14 protein-coding genes are annotated in these 17,202 nt (G+C 45.3%); 5 read left to right on the top strand and 9 right to left on the bottom strand.

Going from position 1 to position 17,202, the window contains the following annotated elements; genetic code table 11:
• Nucleotides 1-23: 23 nt before the first annotated feature.
• A complete protein-coding gene (locus MKY52_RS15565) occupies nt 24-179 on the bottom strand; it encodes a hypothetical protein (protein WP_179085778.1) in 156 nt (51 codons plus the stop codon).
• A gap of 283 nt (nt 180-462) precedes the next feature.
• Between MKY52_RS15565 and MKY52_RS15560 the strand changes: the two genes are divergently transcribed.
• The 3 genes from MKY52_RS15560 (at nt 463) to MKY52_RS15550 (ending at nt 3,873) form a co-directional block, all read left to right on the top strand.
• Nucleotides 463-1,155, top strand: coding sequence for a response regulator transcription factor (locus MKY52_RS15560; protein ID WP_341052180.1), 693 nt, complete (start codon nt 463-465; stop codon nt 1,153-1,155).
• A 2-nt stretch (nt 1,156-1,157) separates the two neighbouring features.
• Entirely contained in the window at nt 1,158-2,621 is a 1,464-nt protein-coding gene (locus MKY52_RS15555) for a sensor histidine kinase (RefSeq protein WP_341052178.1), read from the top strand.
• A 130-nt stretch (nt 2,622-2,751) separates the two neighbouring features.
• Nucleotides 2,752-3,873 (top strand): TolB family protein, encoded by a 1,122-nt coding sequence (locus tag MKY52_RS15550; protein WP_341052177.1) that lies wholly within the window; start codon nt 2,752-2,754, stop codon nt 3,871-3,873.
• Nucleotides 3,874-4,033: 160 nt separating this feature from the next.
• Here the strand turns inward: MKY52_RS15550 and dtd are convergent, their stop codons facing one another.
• Complete coding sequence (gene dtd / locus MKY52_RS15545) at nt 4,034-4,477, bottom strand: D-aminoacyl-tRNA deacylase (RefSeq protein WP_076284841.1); 444 nt, start codon at nt 4,475-4,477, stop codon at nt 4,034-4,036.
• A 21-nt stretch (nt 4,478-4,498) separates the two neighbouring features.
• Nucleotides 4,499-6,679 (bottom strand): RelA/SpoT family protein, encoded by a 2,181-nt coding sequence (locus MKY52_RS15540; protein WP_149647662.1) that lies wholly within the window; start codon nt 6,677-6,679, stop codon nt 4,499-4,501.
• A 306-nt stretch (nt 6,680-6,985) separates the two neighbouring features.
• On the opposite strand from MKY52_RS15540, the gene uraA reads away from it, so the two are divergent.
• Complete coding sequence (gene uraA, locus MKY52_RS15535; RefSeq protein ID WP_341052176.1) at nt 6,986-8,299, top strand: uracil permease; 1,314 nt, start codon at nt 6,986-6,988, stop codon at nt 8,297-8,299.
• A 207-nt stretch (nt 8,300-8,506) separates the two neighbouring features.
• Here uraA and MKY52_RS15530 read toward each other — a convergent pair whose 3' ends face one another.
• From MKY52_RS15530 to MKY52_RS15505, 6 genes are all read right to left on the bottom strand, one after another.
• Nucleotides 8,507-9,025 carry an adenine phosphoribosyltransferase gene (locus tag MKY52_RS15530; RefSeq protein WP_042191103.1) on the bottom strand — a complete coding sequence of 173 codons (519 nt, stop codon included), beginning with the start codon at nt 9,023-9,025 and terminating at the stop codon, nt 8,507-8,509.
• A 224-nt stretch (nt 9,026-9,249) separates the two neighbouring features.
• A complete protein-coding gene (gene recJ, locus MKY52_RS15525) occupies nt 9,250-11,652 on the bottom strand; it encodes a single-stranded-DNA-specific exonuclease RecJ (protein ID WP_341052175.1) in 2,403 nt (800 codons plus the stop codon).
• Between the two features lie 29 nt (nt 11,653-11,681).
• Nucleotides 11,682-12,632, bottom strand: a complete 951-nt coding sequence (locus MKY52_RS15520; protein WP_042191108.1) for a cation diffusion facilitator family transporter — start codon at nt 12,630-12,632, stop codon at nt 11,682-11,684.
• Nucleotides 12,633-12,797: 165 nt separating this feature from the next.
• Nucleotides 12,798-13,697 carry a protein translocase subunit SecF gene (gene secF, locus MKY52_RS15515; protein WP_076284843.1) on the bottom strand — a complete coding sequence of 300 codons (900 nt, stop codon included), beginning with the start codon at nt 13,695-13,697 and terminating at the stop codon, nt 12,798-12,800.
• Nucleotides 13,687-14,937, bottom strand: coding sequence for a protein translocase subunit SecD (secD, locus tag MKY52_RS15510; RefSeq protein WP_042191112.1), 1,251 nt, complete (start codon nt 14,935-14,937; stop codon nt 13,687-13,689). The genes secF and secD overlap by 11 nt, the downstream gene beginning before the upstream one ends.
• Before the next feature lie 223 nt (nt 14,938-15,160).
• The gene (locus MKY52_RS15505) at nt 15,161-15,412 is read right to left on the bottom strand and encodes a post-transcriptional regulator (RefSeq protein ID WP_042191115.1); all 252 of its coding nucleotides are present in this window, start codon (nt 15,410-15,412) and stop codon (nt 15,161-15,163) included.
• Nucleotides 15,413-15,608: 196 nt separating this feature from the next.
• Here MKY52_RS15505 and spoVB point away from each other — a divergent pair, with 196 nt between their 5' ends.
• The gene (gene spoVB / locus MKY52_RS15500; protein ID WP_341052174.1) at nt 15,609-17,201 is read left to right on the top strand and encodes a stage V sporulation protein B; all 1,593 of its coding nucleotides are present in this window, start codon (nt 15,609-15,611) and stop codon (nt 17,199-17,201) included.
• Nucleotide 17,202 lies beyond the last annotated feature (1 nt).

Below are 17,202 nucleotides of genomic sequence, written 5' to 3'. Positions count from 1 at the left end.
AAAAGCCGCCTCCACCACCCCTTTCAGGTACGCGGTAAGAGATTACGGCTTCTTCCTTTGATCACTTGAGATTCAATTTCATCTTCCGTCTTTTTGGCTAATGCATAGGCTTCTACAGGACTCCCTGTCGCTAGTGCCGGGATACTTCTCCATACCCATGCCTTCTGTGAATGTCTCATTGCTAAGCTCCTTGCATCGTGCGGGATAACTGTCTACCTTTAGTTTATCCAGCTCCAAGAGGCTCTATCCGCACAAGATTCTACTTACAACACAACAGAAACAAGCAGACTTTTACGCGCAGGATACTTGTAGCCATCAGAAGCAGGAGGCTTACTGGAATTTCGGCAAATACGTTTGAGCTGGTGTTTGCTTTCAAATTCCCAATTGGATCGCTTTTGTTGCGCGCAAAATGTAGAATAGGCGTATCAATACAACAATAGCGAGGTGGAAAGGATTAACAGCATGGATAAAAGAGTGCTTGTCGTAGACGATGAATGCTCTATCGTGAAAGCGATCGCCTATGCACTGCGGCGGGAAGGCTTTCAGGTCGAAACGGCCGCTGACGGCGAAGCCGCGCTTAGGCTCGTCGAATCGTTCCAGCCGCAAGTGTTCGTACTGGACGTTATGATGCCAGGGCTGTCTGGTTATGATGTGTGCCGTCGGCTGGAGAACCGGAGAGGGATTGGCATCCTATTGCTCACGGTCAAGAACGACATTGTAGACAAAGTACTAGGCCTAGAGCTGGGTGCAGATGATTATATGACCAAGCCGTTCGATATTCGGGAGCTCGTCGCCCGAGTTAGAGCGCTGCACCGTCGAGTCGAGAAAAGTGCGGAACACGCTCCCTCCGACAGTTCAATTATGATTGGTGCGGTGACAGTAAACCCGTCACATCGTGACGTACAGGTGGCCGGTGAGAAGGTGGGGCTGACGCCCAAAGAATTCGAGCTGCTACACCTGCTCGTCCTCCATTCGGAACGGGTATACATGCGCGAGGAACTACTAGATCTTGTCTGGGGGCTCGACTATGACGGGGGTACGCGCACTGTCGACATTCATATACAGCGAATCCGCAGTAAGCTGGGCGACGAAGGTCAACGTCTGCTCCAGACCGTATACGGAGTAGGTTACAAGGCCACCCGGGAGTCCTTATGAGGGTGAGCTTACGATGGAAGTTCTCCCTGCTGCTCGCCGGCCTGTTGTTGTTCACGGTGAGCGTGCTTAGTGTGCTAGTACTACGCAGTATCCGTCACAACCAACGTACTGGACTGGAGCGTGAAATGGCGGAGATGACGAACCGCGCCGAATTGACGGTGAAGATGAGCTACTTGTCCGGGGAACAGGTCAGCTTGAAGGCATTCATGAAGTATCGTGGCATGGATCTCTCCAATCGTTTGGGGCAATCCAACGGACTGCACGTCCGACTGTACGATGAGACCGGTGTCGAGATCGGGAATTCGCTGCCTCTCGTTCCTTCCCCCACTATGCCGGATGCGCTGCAGTATGCACTCCAGGGCAAGGTTGCTTATTCGGACGTCCAGGACGTGCTATATTATTTCACACCCATCATGTTCGAGGAACAACTGATCGCTGTAGCCGAATTCCAGAGACCCGTGGGCGAGCTGCACGCCTTTTACCGGCAGACAAGAACAATGTTCCTCCTATCCGGGTCAACCGTTCTGCTCGCCAGCTTCCTGCTCGGCTTCCTCTATGTCTACCGACAATCCAAAGCTATAACTCTGCTCAAGCAGACAGCGAACAACATTGAAGCAGGAGCGTATATTGATCATGCACCACTAGTCCGTAAGGATGAACTTGGCGAATTAAGCGAGGGCATTTATAGCATGAGCCGTGAGATCGAATCGAGTATGAAGAAGTTAGAAACGGAGAAAGCGAAGCTATCGCTTGTCGTAGACAAGCTACAAGTATTGGAGCAGCAACAGAAGCAATTCATTAACAATATTAGTCATGAACTTAAGACACCTCTCACTTCTATCACTGCATATGCCGATCTACTGGAACTGTACCCAGATGATCCTTTACTGTTTCAGCAAGCGATGGAAAGCATTCGCAAGGAATCGTCTAGACTGCACAAGCTAGTGGAAAACGCGCTGCGCCTTGCCTCACTGGAGAAGTACGAATTCGAATATCAGGCTGAAGCCGTGTCACTTGATATCGTGCTGGACGAGCTCGTCTCTCTTATGCAAGGCAAGGCTGACAAATTCGGACTAACCTTTCAGCTTCACACAGTACCTGCCACCATATGGGCGGAACGCGAGAGTTTAATACACATCTTCGTTAATTTACTGGACAACGCGATCAAATACAACCTCCCCGGTGGAAGCGTCAATATTCGATTGTATACCGAACAGAATCACGCAAAGGTAGAAATTATTGATACGGGAATTGGCATTCCTTTCGAATCCCAGGAGCGAATCTTTGAACCCTTCTACACCGCGAACAAGGCGCGTTCAAAAGAAACGAAAGGAAGCGGCTTGGGACTTGCTCTCGTTCAGCAATGGTTGGAGAAGCAAAGAGGAATCATACAATTGAAACGGTCAGACTCCACTGGGAGCGTGTTTGAAGTACAGTTTCCCCTCTATCATCATGATTCTGTATAAGTCCCAACTCCTCTCTTCTCCAAGTCTCGATCCGTTTACAACTTGGAAACAATTCGAAATATTGTGGAGACATCCTGTTGGTACACTCTTATCAGATTTATAACACAGCTTAGAAGGAGATACATCATTCATGAAGATGAAACAAGTTGGGATCGTATTACTAGCGGTTGGGATCGCAGGCTGCAGCAGCACAACACAGAATAACGGCGGTGGAGCAACTAATAGCCCACCAGTTACCGTCATCGACAAGAACAAGCCAGAGAAGCCTGATTCGCAAACCGATAAACCAATCACCATGGATCAACTCGAGCGACTTGACGGCCTGTATGCGCAAGATTGGCTGAACGAGAACGAATTGTTAATTGCCCAGACGAATCCGGACGCGAAGAAGATTGATTCCGACTCCGGTCCAATGAAGCCTGCCCAGCTGTACATTTACAATTTGAAAACGAAGCAGGTCAAGGCGCTGAAACCGAGCGAAGACCGCGTGCATGAGAGTCCGATTGTCTCGCCGGACGGCCAATATGTCTTTTTCCATGAAAACACCTCGTTCATGATGGACGGGGGTCGCGGTGTCCTTGTGCATTTGCCAACCGGAACTAGCCGAATAATCACGGATAAGGATAAGGGCGGACAGGAATGGGGCCAGTGGACAGACTCCGGCCATCTGATCGTCGGCAACGGTAATGGTGCTATTCTGCAGGTTGGGACAGTTAGTAAAGACGAGGTATTGCTTAGCAAAGATAAAAACGTCATGTTCGATTATGCAGCGAAGACCGGGAATACGCTCTTCTACGTCAACCCTAACCCCGATAACACACTGTCGGCCTACAATCTGGAGACGAAGAAAGAGACGATCGTGGACAAATCCGTCTGGAGAATGTCGCTGTCCCCTGACGGCAATCAGTTAGCCATGCTGAAGAGTACGGGGGATACGGAACGCACGCTGTTCCTCATGAACTCGAACGACACCTCGAAGCGGACTAAGCTCGCCGTGACGACTCAGATGTACGCTTTCGATTGGTCCCCAGATAGCTCGTACTTGTCGTTCGCCGTGTATAACAAGGACAGGGACGGCATGAACGGTGTCTACGTTGCGAATGCGAAGACCGGCAAGATCGAGCAACTCGGCGATTTCCAGGATGTCGCAACCGTCGCCTGGAGCCCTTCGGGCAAGCAACTAATGGTCTCGACGAGCACATTTTTGGATAATAAGCCCAAACTCACGACTTATCGGCTAGTGTTGAAGTGATTAACAAGATTAATATGTTGATTACACCAACGGAGAACGAATATTACAATAACAAAAAAGCGTCCAACATATTAGTCAAGACTAATATGTTGGACGCTTTTTAAATTTGAAATTTGTTAAGGTCTTGATAAATAGGAAGCAATCTTCGACATTTTTTTCATTAACTGCGGCTATCTAAAATGAGAGTAACCGGGCCCCAATTGGTCAGCGACACATCCATCATCGCTCCAAAAACCCCCGTCTCCACTTGAAGGCCGCCAGCTCTAAGCTCTTGGTTAAAGTAATCATAAAGTCGCTCGGCCTCCGCAGGAGCTGCTGCTCCCATGAAATTCGGCCGTCTCCCCTTACGACAATCCCCGTATAAAGTAAACTGGGATACTGAAAGAATCGCTCCCTCAGTCTCTGTGACACTGTAGTTCATTTTACCAGCATCATCTTCAAAAATTCGTAGTCCTGCTATTTTATCCGCCAAATATTTGGCATCCTTTTCTGTATCCTCATGCGTAACGCCAACTAGCAGCATTAAGCCTTTGCCAATTTCTCCGGTCACTGCCTTATCCACGGTTACTTTGGCGTCCTTACAACGCTGTACTACAACTCTCATCGTACTACTCCGCTCCTTGCCCTATTGCATGATCCGATTCACTGTATATACATCCTTGACTCGTTTCACTTTATCTACAACGGATTGCAGATGTTCCGTGTTACGAATGAGAATGGTCATATGAATCATTGCCATTTTATTCTTGTCAGAGCGCCCAGTGACCGCAGAAATGTTCGTTTTACTCTCGGAAACTGCCTGCAGCACTTCATTGAGCAGTCCATTACGATCATGACCTGTAATCTCAATATCCACACTGTAGTTTGCTTCCATCGTACCTTCCCATTCCACTTCAATCACCCTTGCTGCTTCTTCTCCGTCACCCTCACCCGGAATATTAGGACAATCCTGGCGATGTACAGATACACCCCGGCCCCGTGTAACATACCCTACAATGTCGTCACCCGGTACCGGATTACAACATCGTGCAAAACGGACAAGTAAATTTTCAATTCCCTTTACACTAACACCATTGGTCGGTTGATTACGTTTTTCGCCGGAAGACTTGATCTCCTTCATCTCTGAAGTAAGCTCTAAATGATTAGCAGCTTCTTCCTGCTCTTTGCGCAGCTTTTCCGTCAAACGGGAAGCAATCTGCGAAGCGGTAATCCCACCAAATCCAACGGCAGATAACATATCCTCAACATCGTTAAAAGCAAATTTCTTCGCTGCTTCTAAAAGTTTATCATCAGAAATCCATTCAGAAACCTCGACATTCAGACGCTTCAGCTCACGTTCAATCGCTTCGCGACCTTTTTCGACATTTTCCTCACGTTTTTCTTTTTTGAACCATTGCTTAATTTTGCTTCGCGCATGTGAGGATTGAGCAATCTTGAGCCAGTCGCGGCTTGGTCCGTACGAATGCTTCGATGTCAGTATCTCTACAATATCGCCCGTCTTCAACTTGTGATCTAACGGTACGATCCGCCCGTTCACCTTAGAACCAATCGTACGATTACCCACTTCCGTATGAATACGGAATGCGAAATCAAGTGGTACAGAACCCGCAGGAAGCTCAATAACCTCGCCTTTAGGCGTAAACACGAACACAAGATCCGAGAAAAAGTCCATTTTGAGTGATTTTACGAACTCTTCGGCATCCTTGGCCTCATGCTGAAGCTCCAATATTTCGCGAAAAAAAGGCATCCGATTCTCAGGATTCACATTATTGCTGGTTCCTTCTTTGTATGCCCAGTGTGCTGCTATCCCGAATTCAGCCGTGCGATGCATTTCCCAAGTACGAATTTGCACTTCGGTTGGCTCTCCGCCAGGACCTACCACTGTAGTATGCAAAGATTGATACATATTGGCTTTGGGCATAGCTATATAATCTTTAAATCGACCTGGCATTGGCTTCCAAAGGGTATGAATAATTCCGAGGGTTGCATAACAATCCTTGATATTATCCACAATGATACGGATGGCCAGCAGGTCATAGATCTCATTAAACTGTTTGTTTTTCGTACTCATTTTGTTATAGACACTGTAGATATGCTTCGGACGACCTGAAAGATCACCTTCAATGCCCATTTCATCCAGCTTGGCACGAATACGGCCAATTACGCTGTCGATAAATTGCTCACGTTCAGCCCGCTTCTTATGCACTAGATTAGCAATGCGATAATACTGCTGCGGATTCAAGTAACGAAGCGCAATATCCTCCATCTCCCACTTAATCGCGGAAATCCCCAAACGATCAGCCACAGGACAGAAAATCTCCAGCGTTTCGTAAGAAATACGTCGCTGGCTCTCTTCAGATTGATACTTTAACGTACGCATATTATGCAGACGATCCGCTAGTTTGATAACGATGACCCGGATATCCTGCGCCATCGCAATAAACATCTTACGGTAATTCTCGTTCTGCTGCTCTTCCTTTGAGCGAAAACGGATGCGTTCCAGCTTAGTTAAGCCATCGACAAGCATCGCGCAGGTATCGCCAAATTTCGCGCGGATTTGTTCCAATGAGACCGTCGTATCTTCCACAACATCATGCAAAAGCGCCGCAACAATAGATATAACATCCATTTGCATATTGACGACAATATCTGCCACCGCCAGCGGATGCAGAATGTATGGCTCCCCCGACTTGCGGATCTGCCCGTGATGAGCCTGATCGGCAAATTCATAAGCTTCCCGGATGCGGAGAAGATCTTTATCTTTTATATAGGCGCCAGCCTTATCAATTAATCGCTCTATGCCCATTCTCGTCGTATCCGTTTCCTTTCTATAATAAAATGAACCCGCAATCATTCTGAAATCTGCAGGTTCCAATCATTTCGCAAGCAACTTACGCTCTTGTTCAAAGTTGTCTATAATTATGACGCTTACGAGGGATTACGTCAACACTTGCCATCTCATGGTACTCAAGAAGTAAAAGTTATGAAAATCGGACAAATTAATAACACTTGTGAAAATGTTGTTGTAAAAATGTCCAGTTCTATTTAATCTAGTAAAGGCGGATTTTCGCTGGACAACATCATATCCATTAAGAAAGAGGAGTGAACTCCATTGCAACGCGAAATTCAAGTTAATGAAAAACTTCCATGGGGCCCCGGTTTTCTATTAAGCCTACAGCATTTGTTCGCCATGTTTGGCAGTACAGTGCTAGTACCTAACTTGTTCGGGGTTGACCCTGGCATGATTTTGCTGATGAACGGTATCGGCACACTGCTATACATTTGGATTTGCCGTGGTAAAATACCTGCCTACCTTGGCTCCAGCTTTGCATTTATCGCACCCGTATTATCAGTGCTTGCTGATCATAAAGATGATCATATGAAAGGGTACTCGCTTGCTTTGGGCGCTTTCATCATCACAGGTGTTATCTTTGTGCTCGTTGCTTTGATCATCCGTTATGCAGGAACAAAATGGATCGATGTTGTCTTCCCTCCAGCAGTAATGGGAGCTATCGTAGCAACGATCGGACTTGAACTTGTGCCTGTTGCCGCCCGAATGGCAGGACTTATTGCCCCTGAAGGTGTTGCAGTTGCAGACTGGACTCCAGATGGCAAAGCAATCACACTTTCTATGGTGACACTGGGCGTAACCGTAATTGGAGCTGTACTCTTCCGCGGTTTCCCAAAAATCATTCACATCCTCATCGGTATCGTAACTGGTTATGGCTTAGCTTATATTCTGAAAATGGTGGATACTGCTGCAATATCTAATGCGAATTTTTTAGCGCACCCTACCATTGTTACTCCATCCTTCGATTGGAATGTAATCCTGACTATCATCCCAGTATCGCTAGTAGTAATCGTTGAACATATTGGACACTTACTTGTAACCAGCAATATTGTTGGCAGAGATCTGGCTAAAGACCCTGGACTTGACCGCTCCCTGATGGGTAACGGGATATCTACAATTATCTCCGGTTTTATCGGTTCTACTCCAAATACAACCTACGGTGAGAATATCGGGGTTATGGCATTAACTAAAGTTTATTCTGTATATGTGATCGGTGGCGCAGCAGTGATTGCGATTCTGCTATCATTCTCCGGAACTTTCTCCTCCGTTATCGCTAACATCCCAACACCTGTAATGGGTGGTGTATCACTACTGTTGTTCGGTGTAATTGCCGCATCCGGTCTGCGAATCTTCGTAGAGCAAAAAGTTGATTTTTCCAAAGCCACTAACATGATTATGGCTACGTTGGTGCTTGTTGTCGGAATTAGTGGTACAACTCTTACTATGGGTAGCGTAAAACTCAGTGGTATGGCTCTAGCTACGATTGTTGGTATCGTTCTAGCCCTATTCTTCAAACTCATTGAAGTTCTTGGACTGTCTAATGAAGGTGGAGAAAGCGATAAAGCTGCTCACTAATTTATTTATGAATTAATAATTCAAAAAGACTGCTCCAGATCCATTTTATGGATTGGGCAGTCTTTTTTCGTATCTCTTTTGACCAAAAAATCGAAAAACAGCAACCCTCCGCTAGTAGTAACAGAGAATTGCTGTTGTTTGCACTTTTCCACATTATTCGATACATAAATCCCGATTTATTTCCCGGGAAAAGACAAGTTTATCGCATTAATCTTCGTAATCAACTAATGTAATAACTTCAATTCCAGAAAGCTTATTACGTCCAGCAAGCTCAACCAATTCAATCAAAAACGCTGCGCCTACCACTTTACCACCAAGCTGCTCCACAAGGTTAACCGAAGTAGCTATAGTACCTCCTGTTGCTAACAAATCATCAGCAATCAATACATTTTGTCCAGGCTTAATGGCATCCGTGTGAACAGCAAGTGTGTCTTTACCATATTCAAGATCATATCCAACCTCGATAGTCTCATACGGCAGTTTACCACTCTTACGAATCGGCACAAAGCCTACACCCAATGCATAAGCAAGAGGTGCACCAACTACAAAACCACGTGCTTCCGGTCCAGCGATCACATCGATTTCTAAGTGGGATACAAGAGCTTTCAAGGCATCAATCGCTTGGCGATATGCATCACCGTCTTTTAACAAGGTGGTGATATCTTTAAAACTGATACCTTCTTTTGGGAAATCAGGAATCACGCGAATACTATCTTTAAAATCCAAATTTTTCATCTCCTAAAAGTTTTGTTAGCATATGCTACTTTGAGTCCGTTTCGGCAAAACTTGCTTCGTAAGCGTCTGCTTTGTTTTGTTAGCATATGCTACATTGTGTTCGGTTCGACAAAACTTACTTCGTAAGCGTCTGCTTTGTTTTGTTAGCATATGCTACTTTGAGTCCGTTTCGGCAAAACTTACTTCGTAAGCGCCTGCTTTGTTTTGTTTAGTCTTTATGATACGCCTAAACGGCGTGATAACATCCAATCCTGCAGTTCAGACAAGCTACCTTCCATGAAGTACTGCTCCATTTCCGCCATCTGCCCCAGTCTAACAAAATGTCTTGATGCTGTAAGGCTTTTAGCTGTAGGCTGCGTAATAAAGGCCACACTTCCTTGACTTCTTTCGATAAAATCCAGCTCCTCGAACACATCTAGCATATTACTAAGCATTCGAATACTTAATGAGGATTGTCGACTTAGCCGCAGCAGCACTTCATGTTCTGGCGTTGCAACAGCAGTGATCGAAGCCAGCAATTTATAGAGTATTTTAAAATGATCCCGTGTCGGAATGATAAGTCGTTCTCGGCCATCCTTTATAGAATGCAATAACGCAATATTATCAGCATTAGGAAAAGCCTTCAGTAACGCGTCTAGTTGTTCAGGAGTCTCCGGCATATCCAGTAGACATAACAGTGAGACATGCCCTGATTCCTGAATCGAATCATCCTTAATCGCGGCGCTAATCCCATCTTCTTTATCATATACCCAGAAGGACATTCCTATCAATTCAGTCTGTGAAGACATACGTCCACTCTGAAATACTGCTGCAGTACGATATGGGCCAGCACCACTATAGGGAAGTAGCAGCTCTCTAATATGTGCAGCCTGCCGTTCAGCGTCAGCAGCACCACGAAGATCAAATAATTGAGCATCCTGAACTGATAAATCCTGTAGCATCAGCTGTGGTTTCCTCGAGCCATTCCATTCGTTGATCGACAGTTCAGCCAGCACATTGATCGGGGTGCCCACAGGGAGTAGCTTAGCCAAATCCCCTTTACCAAAAGCCAAGGCTTCGATCGTACTCTTACCCTGTTGCAAGACGATCTTCAAGTGTTTTCCTTCTTGCCCCATGGTGCGTGTCTCTTTCACTGTAGCCCCGCGAATGATGAACTTTGGCAATGGATTCGACATCCCGAAAGGTGCAAGCCTTTCCAATTCAAGCGCGGTCTGTAGGGACAAATCGGAAATCGACACTTCTGCATCAGCAGAAGCAACAGGAACGAAATGCTCCGGTGTTAACACAGTAGCAGCGTATTCATTTAATGCCGCAGCGAAGGCTTCTAAGCCGTCCCGATGCAGACTCATTCCCGCGGCTGCTGGATGACCACCGAAATGATCCATTAAGTTAGAACAAGAGGATAACGCCGCATATATATCAAGTCCAGGAATAGAGCGGGCAGAACCTTTGCACATGCCGGTCTCCGGATGAATATCCAGAATAATTACAGGTCGATAGTAACGCTCCAGCAGTTTAGAAGCCACTATGCCTACCACACCCACATTCCAGCCTTGTTCAGCAAGGACTATGATGTCTGGTATTTCTCCACCCTGAGTCATCTGCTCCAGTTTTGCAGTGGCCTCCACTACAATTCTTTCTACGACCAATTGGCGTTCTTTATTAAGCAGATCAAGCTCCCCAGCCAGTTGCTCTGCCTCATCAGTATGCTCGGTTGTAAGCAACGCCACTGCACGTCCAGCATGATCCAGACGACCACTCGCATTGATACGAGGCGCCATTCCAAAAGCGATATTAACCGCACTCACAGTACTCATGGTCACGCCGCTAACACCGAGTAAGGCACGAATACCTGGGAATCGAGAATTTCGCATACTCACCAAACCGTTTCGAACAATCTCACGATTCTCACCCAGCAGCGGCATTAAATCTGCTACAGTACCGATAGCAGCTATCTCTGCCCATTCTCCGGGAGTTTCCTCCCCTAGCATAGCCTGGGCGAGCTTATAAGCTACACCTACACCTGCCAATCCTTTGAAGGGGTAGAGGCAGTCGGGCAGCTTCGGATTAATCAACGTATAAGCCTCTGGGAGAAGCTCTGGTGGCTCATGGTGATCCGTAACAATCACATCAATCCCGAGTTCATTAGCGTAAGCAATCTGATGATAGGCGCTAATGCCAGTATCTACAGTAATGATCAAGGATACACCCTGCTGTAAAGCCCAATCCAAAGCATGATTATGCAGCCCATAGCCCTCATTAGAACGGTGCGGGATATAAATATCAAAGGAAGCGCCTAAGTAACGCAGCAAATGAATCATTAATGCTGTACTGGACACACCATCAGCGTCGTAATCGCCGTAAATCAGAATATGTTCTTCTTCTTTTAAAGCCTTTCTAATTCTGGGAACCGCTTCGGCCATTCCTTTTAGAAGGAACGGATCATGCGGAGCTTCCACACCGCCATCCATGAACGATAGAGCCTCATGTGGCGTATCAAGTCCTCTAGTCACTAAGAGTGAGGATAAGAGCGGAGAAATAGAAAGGCTCCGGGCCATATCCCTTACGACGTCGGGATCGGCTGCCGGAGATTGCCATCTTGTTTTTGAATAAAGCAATAGCGCTCACCTTTCTCTCACCTTGCGAACTACTGAAGCAGCGTCGGAATATCATTATCCACCAATTCATAATTACTTTTGTATGGATAACCAGGATCATAAGGAACTACGTCCATATGTACCTCACCAACATGAACAAACCTGTGCTGCAGCAACTTTCTTGCACATTCTGAAATATCCTGTGCTTCCATCACCGTAATACGCGGATTTACACTGATCTTCACTTGCAGATTCACATAATTCCCTTGCTCAAGTGCCTTCAAATGTTCTACACGAATAACACCATGAACACGTTGTACGGTTTCAATAAAATTAGCTGCCTCCTCAGAAGGTAGCTCCTGTGCATTCTTAACACTAACAGTATTAACAATGAGCAAATAACCTTTACGTAAAATTAAGCATCCTGTTAAAAGTGCAGCAATAGGGTCCATATAGAGTAGAGGATGCCAATAGGTACCCCCCATTGATAACGATATCCCAACTAATACTGTGATAGAAGTATACAAACTGAAACGATGACTATTGGCATAAGCAGCATGACTGCCATCACCTATTTTTTTAAAGTACCGATATTGATATTGAAATACAGCTTCTTTAAGTACAATAGATAACAAGACAGTTACAAGTGCAAGTTCTCCGCGAGTGGATGACTGTCCCTCGGTTAAGTCACGGATTGCAGAGAAGGCGATTTGCAGCCCCCCCATAAGAATTAATACCGAAAAAAGTATAGCTAAAAGCGGCTCCTTATTCCCTCGTCGCTCTTCTATCCGCTGCTTGCTCTTTCTGCTTTGTTCAGAGCGCCATGGGAGAATATCCGCCAATTTAGCTGCAGCATCTGCTCCAGAATATAATGCATCGCCCATTAAAGCCTTGCTACCTGAAATATAGCCAAAACTCCCCTTAGCTACTGCCAAAGTAACATCGCTGATGATCCCTGTCCAAGCAACCGTCTTGCTTTGCGGTGATCGTTCTTTATTCATACGAGGCCCCCCTTACCACTAGCAAGTAATCTCATGATGATACAATACACATGACATACTACCCCAAAGATTTCGAAAGCCGCGTCGCATTTGACGCGGCTTTCTTAAATTATAAAGTTGATGTTTTTTTCATTCAAGTGTAGCCATGTTATTTCTCTTGAGACATTACCCTTTAGCCGGGCTCTTTACCTTTATCTTCTCACGCTTCTTAAGCAGTAGCCAGACCGGACTTGCAATAAAGATAGAGGAGTACGCTCCGAATAGCAATCCGATAACCATCGCAAGCGAGAACATCTTGATGGACTCGCCTCCAAGAATCAACAGGAAGAACGCCGCAATAAATACGGTAAATGCTGTGTAAAGAGAACGCATAAGAGTTTGAGCCACACTCTTATTCACAAGCTCTTTTAAATCCTCATAGGTTTTTTGTTTACCAAAACGCAAATTCTCACGGATACGGTCAAAGATAACGATCGTATCATTGATGGAATAACCGATAATCGTAAGCACCGCAATAATAAACGTCAAATCCACTTCCAAGCGGAAGATGGAGAAGATTGCAACGACCATAAAGGCATCATGGATCAATGAAACAATAGCTGCCAATGCAAACCGCCATTCAAAACGAATACTTACATAAATGATAATCCCTAGACAAGAAATGAGAACCGCATAGATTGCATTGCGTGCAAGTTCTTTAGACATTTCAGTATCCACGGTGTTAATCTCAAACGATGCTTTTTCGTCCAGCTTCAAGATCTCTGCTTTAAGAGCTTCATCTTGTTGCTCATCGAGCACTTGATCATAACGAACGTTAACCCGTTCACTTCCTATCGTAATGCTTGGCTCACTTGAAATCCCAGTTTTTTCAACTGCTGAATTAACCTCTTCCAATGTCAAATTCTTAGACAGAGAGATATCAACATTAGATCCCGCTTTGAAATCAACGCTGTAATTCAATCCAAAGGTTGCTAGGAAAATCAAACCTGCCACTGTAAGGGCGATGGAAAAAACATAGAAAAATTTACTCAGATGTACGAAATCAAGCTCTTTCTTAAAGCGCACGAATATCACTCTCCTTAACACCGAAACTCTTCGGTTTGTTCAGCTTACCGGCTTTAACAAGCTGGCTAAGCAACCAGTGGGAGAAATAAAGATTCGTAGCGATACTCAGAACGATTTCCACGATCAGTACCAATGCGAAACCTTTGACTGCACCTGTACCGAAGGCGAACATGACACCTGCCACAATAACAGTTGTGACATTGGAGTCCATTACTGTCCGGAAAGAGGATTTATTACCTGCTTTAACAGAGGAAAGTACACTTTTACCACTGCGCATTTCTTCTCTTATCCGTTCATTTGTAATGATATTGGCATCGACGGCCATCCCTATACCCAGAATAAATGCGGCTATACCAGGCAACGTCAATGTGAAGTCTGCTAAGACAAAGACTACAATTAGCAGCCATGTATGCAAGATCAGCGCAAAACTAGCCAAGAGACCTGGCAAGCGATACATACCGATCATGAAGATAAGAATAATCAAAGAACCCAAAAGACCGGCTTTGATCGTTTGATCAAGCGATTGTTTACCAAGTGTTGCACCCACACTTTGGGAGTATTTCTCAGTAAGTTTCAGTGGCAACGCACCAAGATTAATAGTGTCAGCCAATTCACGTGCTTCTTTAATTGTATACTGACCAGAAATAGACGCACTACCATCGGTAAGTACTGCTTGTACCGTAGGGTCAGATAGTTTGTTCTCATCCAAATAAATTGCGAGATTCTTTCCCAAGAGGCGTTTCGTAATCTCTGCAAATTTATCCTTGTCTTTTATTTTGATACTGATGATTGGCTGATTCAGGTTATCTCGTCCAACCTCTGCCGCACCTTCAACAAAATCACTACCTACCAGTTCGATTTTGCTGTAAGTACCTTCAGCGTCACCTTCAGCAGCACTACGGAAAGTCAGAACTGCAGGTTCCTTCATCTTCTTGCGAACCTCGGCTTCATCAGTAACGCCTGCAATTTTCAGACGAATACGGTCAGTACCTTCAGTTGTAACCTCTGGTTCACTGGTTCCGAGCGCATTGGCCCGTTTTTCTAAACTTTCTGCTGTTTTCAACAGTGAAGCTCGGGACAACGCTGCTCCCGCTTCCATAGGCTCAGCATGGTACAAAATCTCAAATCCGCCTTTCAGGTCAAGACCAAGTCTAACCTTGTCCAGCAGTCCAGGAGTAGTAAATGCCATGACGCCTGTCAAAACGAGCACGGTAATAATAAAGCCCATTAGTCTCTTCATGCTCTAGCTAGTTCCCCTTTCATTAACTCAATATTCCTATTATAGCTACACGTGAAATGACCGTCAATTCACAGCATAGACATAGCTATACTCACACAAAGAAACGGCCGCCCCTGCTCATATTAGCAAGACATCCGTTTAGATAGGAGATGTGAAGTTATTATTCTCTTACTTTACTGCTTTATAAGGCTTTTCGCAAAAAAAGAAGCGAGATGTTTATTGTTTAGTTCAACCCCCGATAAGCTGCAAGAGTCAAATAAGTCATGTAACTATTGGCTTTTAAGGAATAAATATCATTTACCAGCTTATGCAAGGGGGGCATTCCATCCTTATCATAATTACGACTGATACAATCCCAAATATCCTTGCTGGTTACATACTCATAGCCGAGGAGCCGGAATTCTTCAGCTTTGCTGCGGCACATGGCTTCGATTTCTTCACTATGTTGATCATGATTCCACTGTTCCGATTCCACGTGATGACACCTCCAAAGATCGCTCGTGTTCGTATGCTTACCATAGGTATTCGACCCAAGTTCTCTGCTTTCCTCCTTCCGTCACAAAAAGTTACAACTACTAAAACAAGGCATGCCGTGATAGGGGTATAGCATATCCATAAGAATAGACAAGTTGGCCAGCGTTTCATTTCATTTGGGGAAGAAGGCGTGACCTTTGAGGAAACAGAGCTTTATACAAGGAACTTTAATCTTGCTTGCCGCCGGCATCATTAATCGAATGCTTGGATTTATACCCCGAATTGCTTTGCCACGCATCATTGGAGCAGAAGGTGTGGGTCTATATCAGCTCGCGTACCCATTCTTTATCGTGTTGGTTACTGTTATTACAGGCGGACTTCCCCTAGCTATTGCTAAGATGGTGGCGGAAGCAGAGGGAGAGAACCGCCCTGAGAAATCGCGGCAAATTTTACGGACTGGCCTTACTCTTAGTGTCGGACTAGGAATCTTCTTTACCATTGTTGCGCTGGTCAGTGCTTCATGGGTCTCCAATGTGATCTTAACAGACCACAGAGTTTATTATACTTTTATTGCCATGATCCCAATGATTGGAATTGTTGCTGTATCTGCGATATACCGCGGTTATTTTCAAGGTAGGCAGAACATGATTCCTTCCGCACTTTCTTCCGTTTTCGAGTCTATCGTGCGAATATTTTTTATGCTGTGGTTCTCTTGGCTGCTGTTACCCAAAGGTATCGCTTTTGCAGCTGCAGGGGCGATGCTAGGCGTAACCGTGGGAGAGATTGGCGGAATGTTAGCCATTCTGTGGCAATATTATGTCATCACGAAAAAGGATAAAAAAACAACCCCTATAGAACAGCAAACGGTTGAGAAGGAGGTTATACACTCTGGTTCAGATGATGTAAAATCAACCTCTCCCATACTACGACGTTTACTAGGTGTATCTATTCCTGTTACAGCAAGCCGGCTTGTGGGCTCTTTTTCCTATCTACTGGAATCTATAATTACCGTACGAAGTCTTGCACTAGCCGGAATCGCAACAGCCGCCGCGACTGCTCAATATGGGTCTTTACAGGGAATGGTTATCCCCTTACTGTTGCTTCCCGGTGCGTTAACTTCCTCTCTCGCAGTGTCTTTGGTTCCCTCCTTATCCGAGGCTGCCGCGAGAAAGGACTTGCCTACCATTCACAAACGAATGCACCAAGCTCTTCGACTCGCTCTTGTAACAGGGGCTCCCTTTGCTGTTCTTATGTATGTACTGGCAGTCCCACTATGCAACTTGTTATACGGAAATCCGGACACCGCTCCTATGCTAAAACTAATGGCCCCTTTCGCTTTGTTCATCTATGTTCAAGCACCCTTACAAGCTGCACTTCAAGCTATGGACAGACCGGGAAGGGCACTCATCAATACTCTTATTGGGGCAGTAGTCAAAATCATTCTGATTGTTATATTAGCTTCACAGCCAGAATACGGAATCTACGGCGCAATCATCGCCATTATTGTGAACAGCGTTCTTGTTACTCTACTGCACGGGTACAGCGTAGTCAATCTAATTTCATTATCCTTACGAATAACCGATACCATTAAGACCTTATGTGCAATGATCATTATGGGAGCAGGCGTGCGTTATGTATACATCTCCATTCCCATTGCAGAAGCACAATGGATTCAATTTTTATTTGCCTCTGCGATAGGAATGGCCCTGTATTTCGGTCTCAGTCTATTAGCTGGCCTTATTTCCCTTCGTGATTTAGATCGACTGCCTTTCATTAAGCGTTGGCTTTAGA

The organism is Paenibacillus sp. FSL P4-0184 (assembly GCF_038004625.1).
Classification (GTDB): Bacteria; Bacillota; Bacilli; order Paenibacillales; family Paenibacillaceae; genus Paenibacillus_AQ.
This window is presented reverse-complemented; position numbering and strand designations above follow the sequence as displayed.

Coding starts and splice junctions, on each gene's coding strand:
- MKY52_RS15565 (WP_179085778.1), bottom strand. CDS start 179: ATGAGACATTCACAGAAGGCATGGGTATGGAGAAGTATCCCGGCACTA.
- MKY52_RS15560 (WP_341052180.1), top strand. CDS start 463: ATGGATAAAAGAGTGCTTGTCGTAGACGATGAATGCTCTATCGTGAAA.
- MKY52_RS15550 (WP_341052177.1), top strand. CDS start 2,752: ATGAAGATGAAACAAGTTGGGATCGTATTACTAGCGGTTGGGATCGCA.
- dtd (WP_076284841.1), bottom strand. CDS start 4,477: ATGAGAGTTGTAGTACAGCGTTGTAAGGACGCCAAAGTAACCGTGGAT.
- MKY52_RS15540 (WP_149647662.1), bottom strand. CDS start 6,679: ATGGGCATAGAGCGATTAATTGATAAGGCTGGCGCCTATATAAAAGAT.
- MKY52_RS15520 (WP_042191108.1), bottom strand. CDS start 12,632: ATGAATAAAGAACGATCACCGCAAAGCAAGACGGTTGCTTGGACAGGG.
- secD (WP_042191112.1), bottom strand. CDS start 14,937: ATGAAGAGACTAATGGGCTTTATTATTACCGTGCTCGTTTTGACAGGC.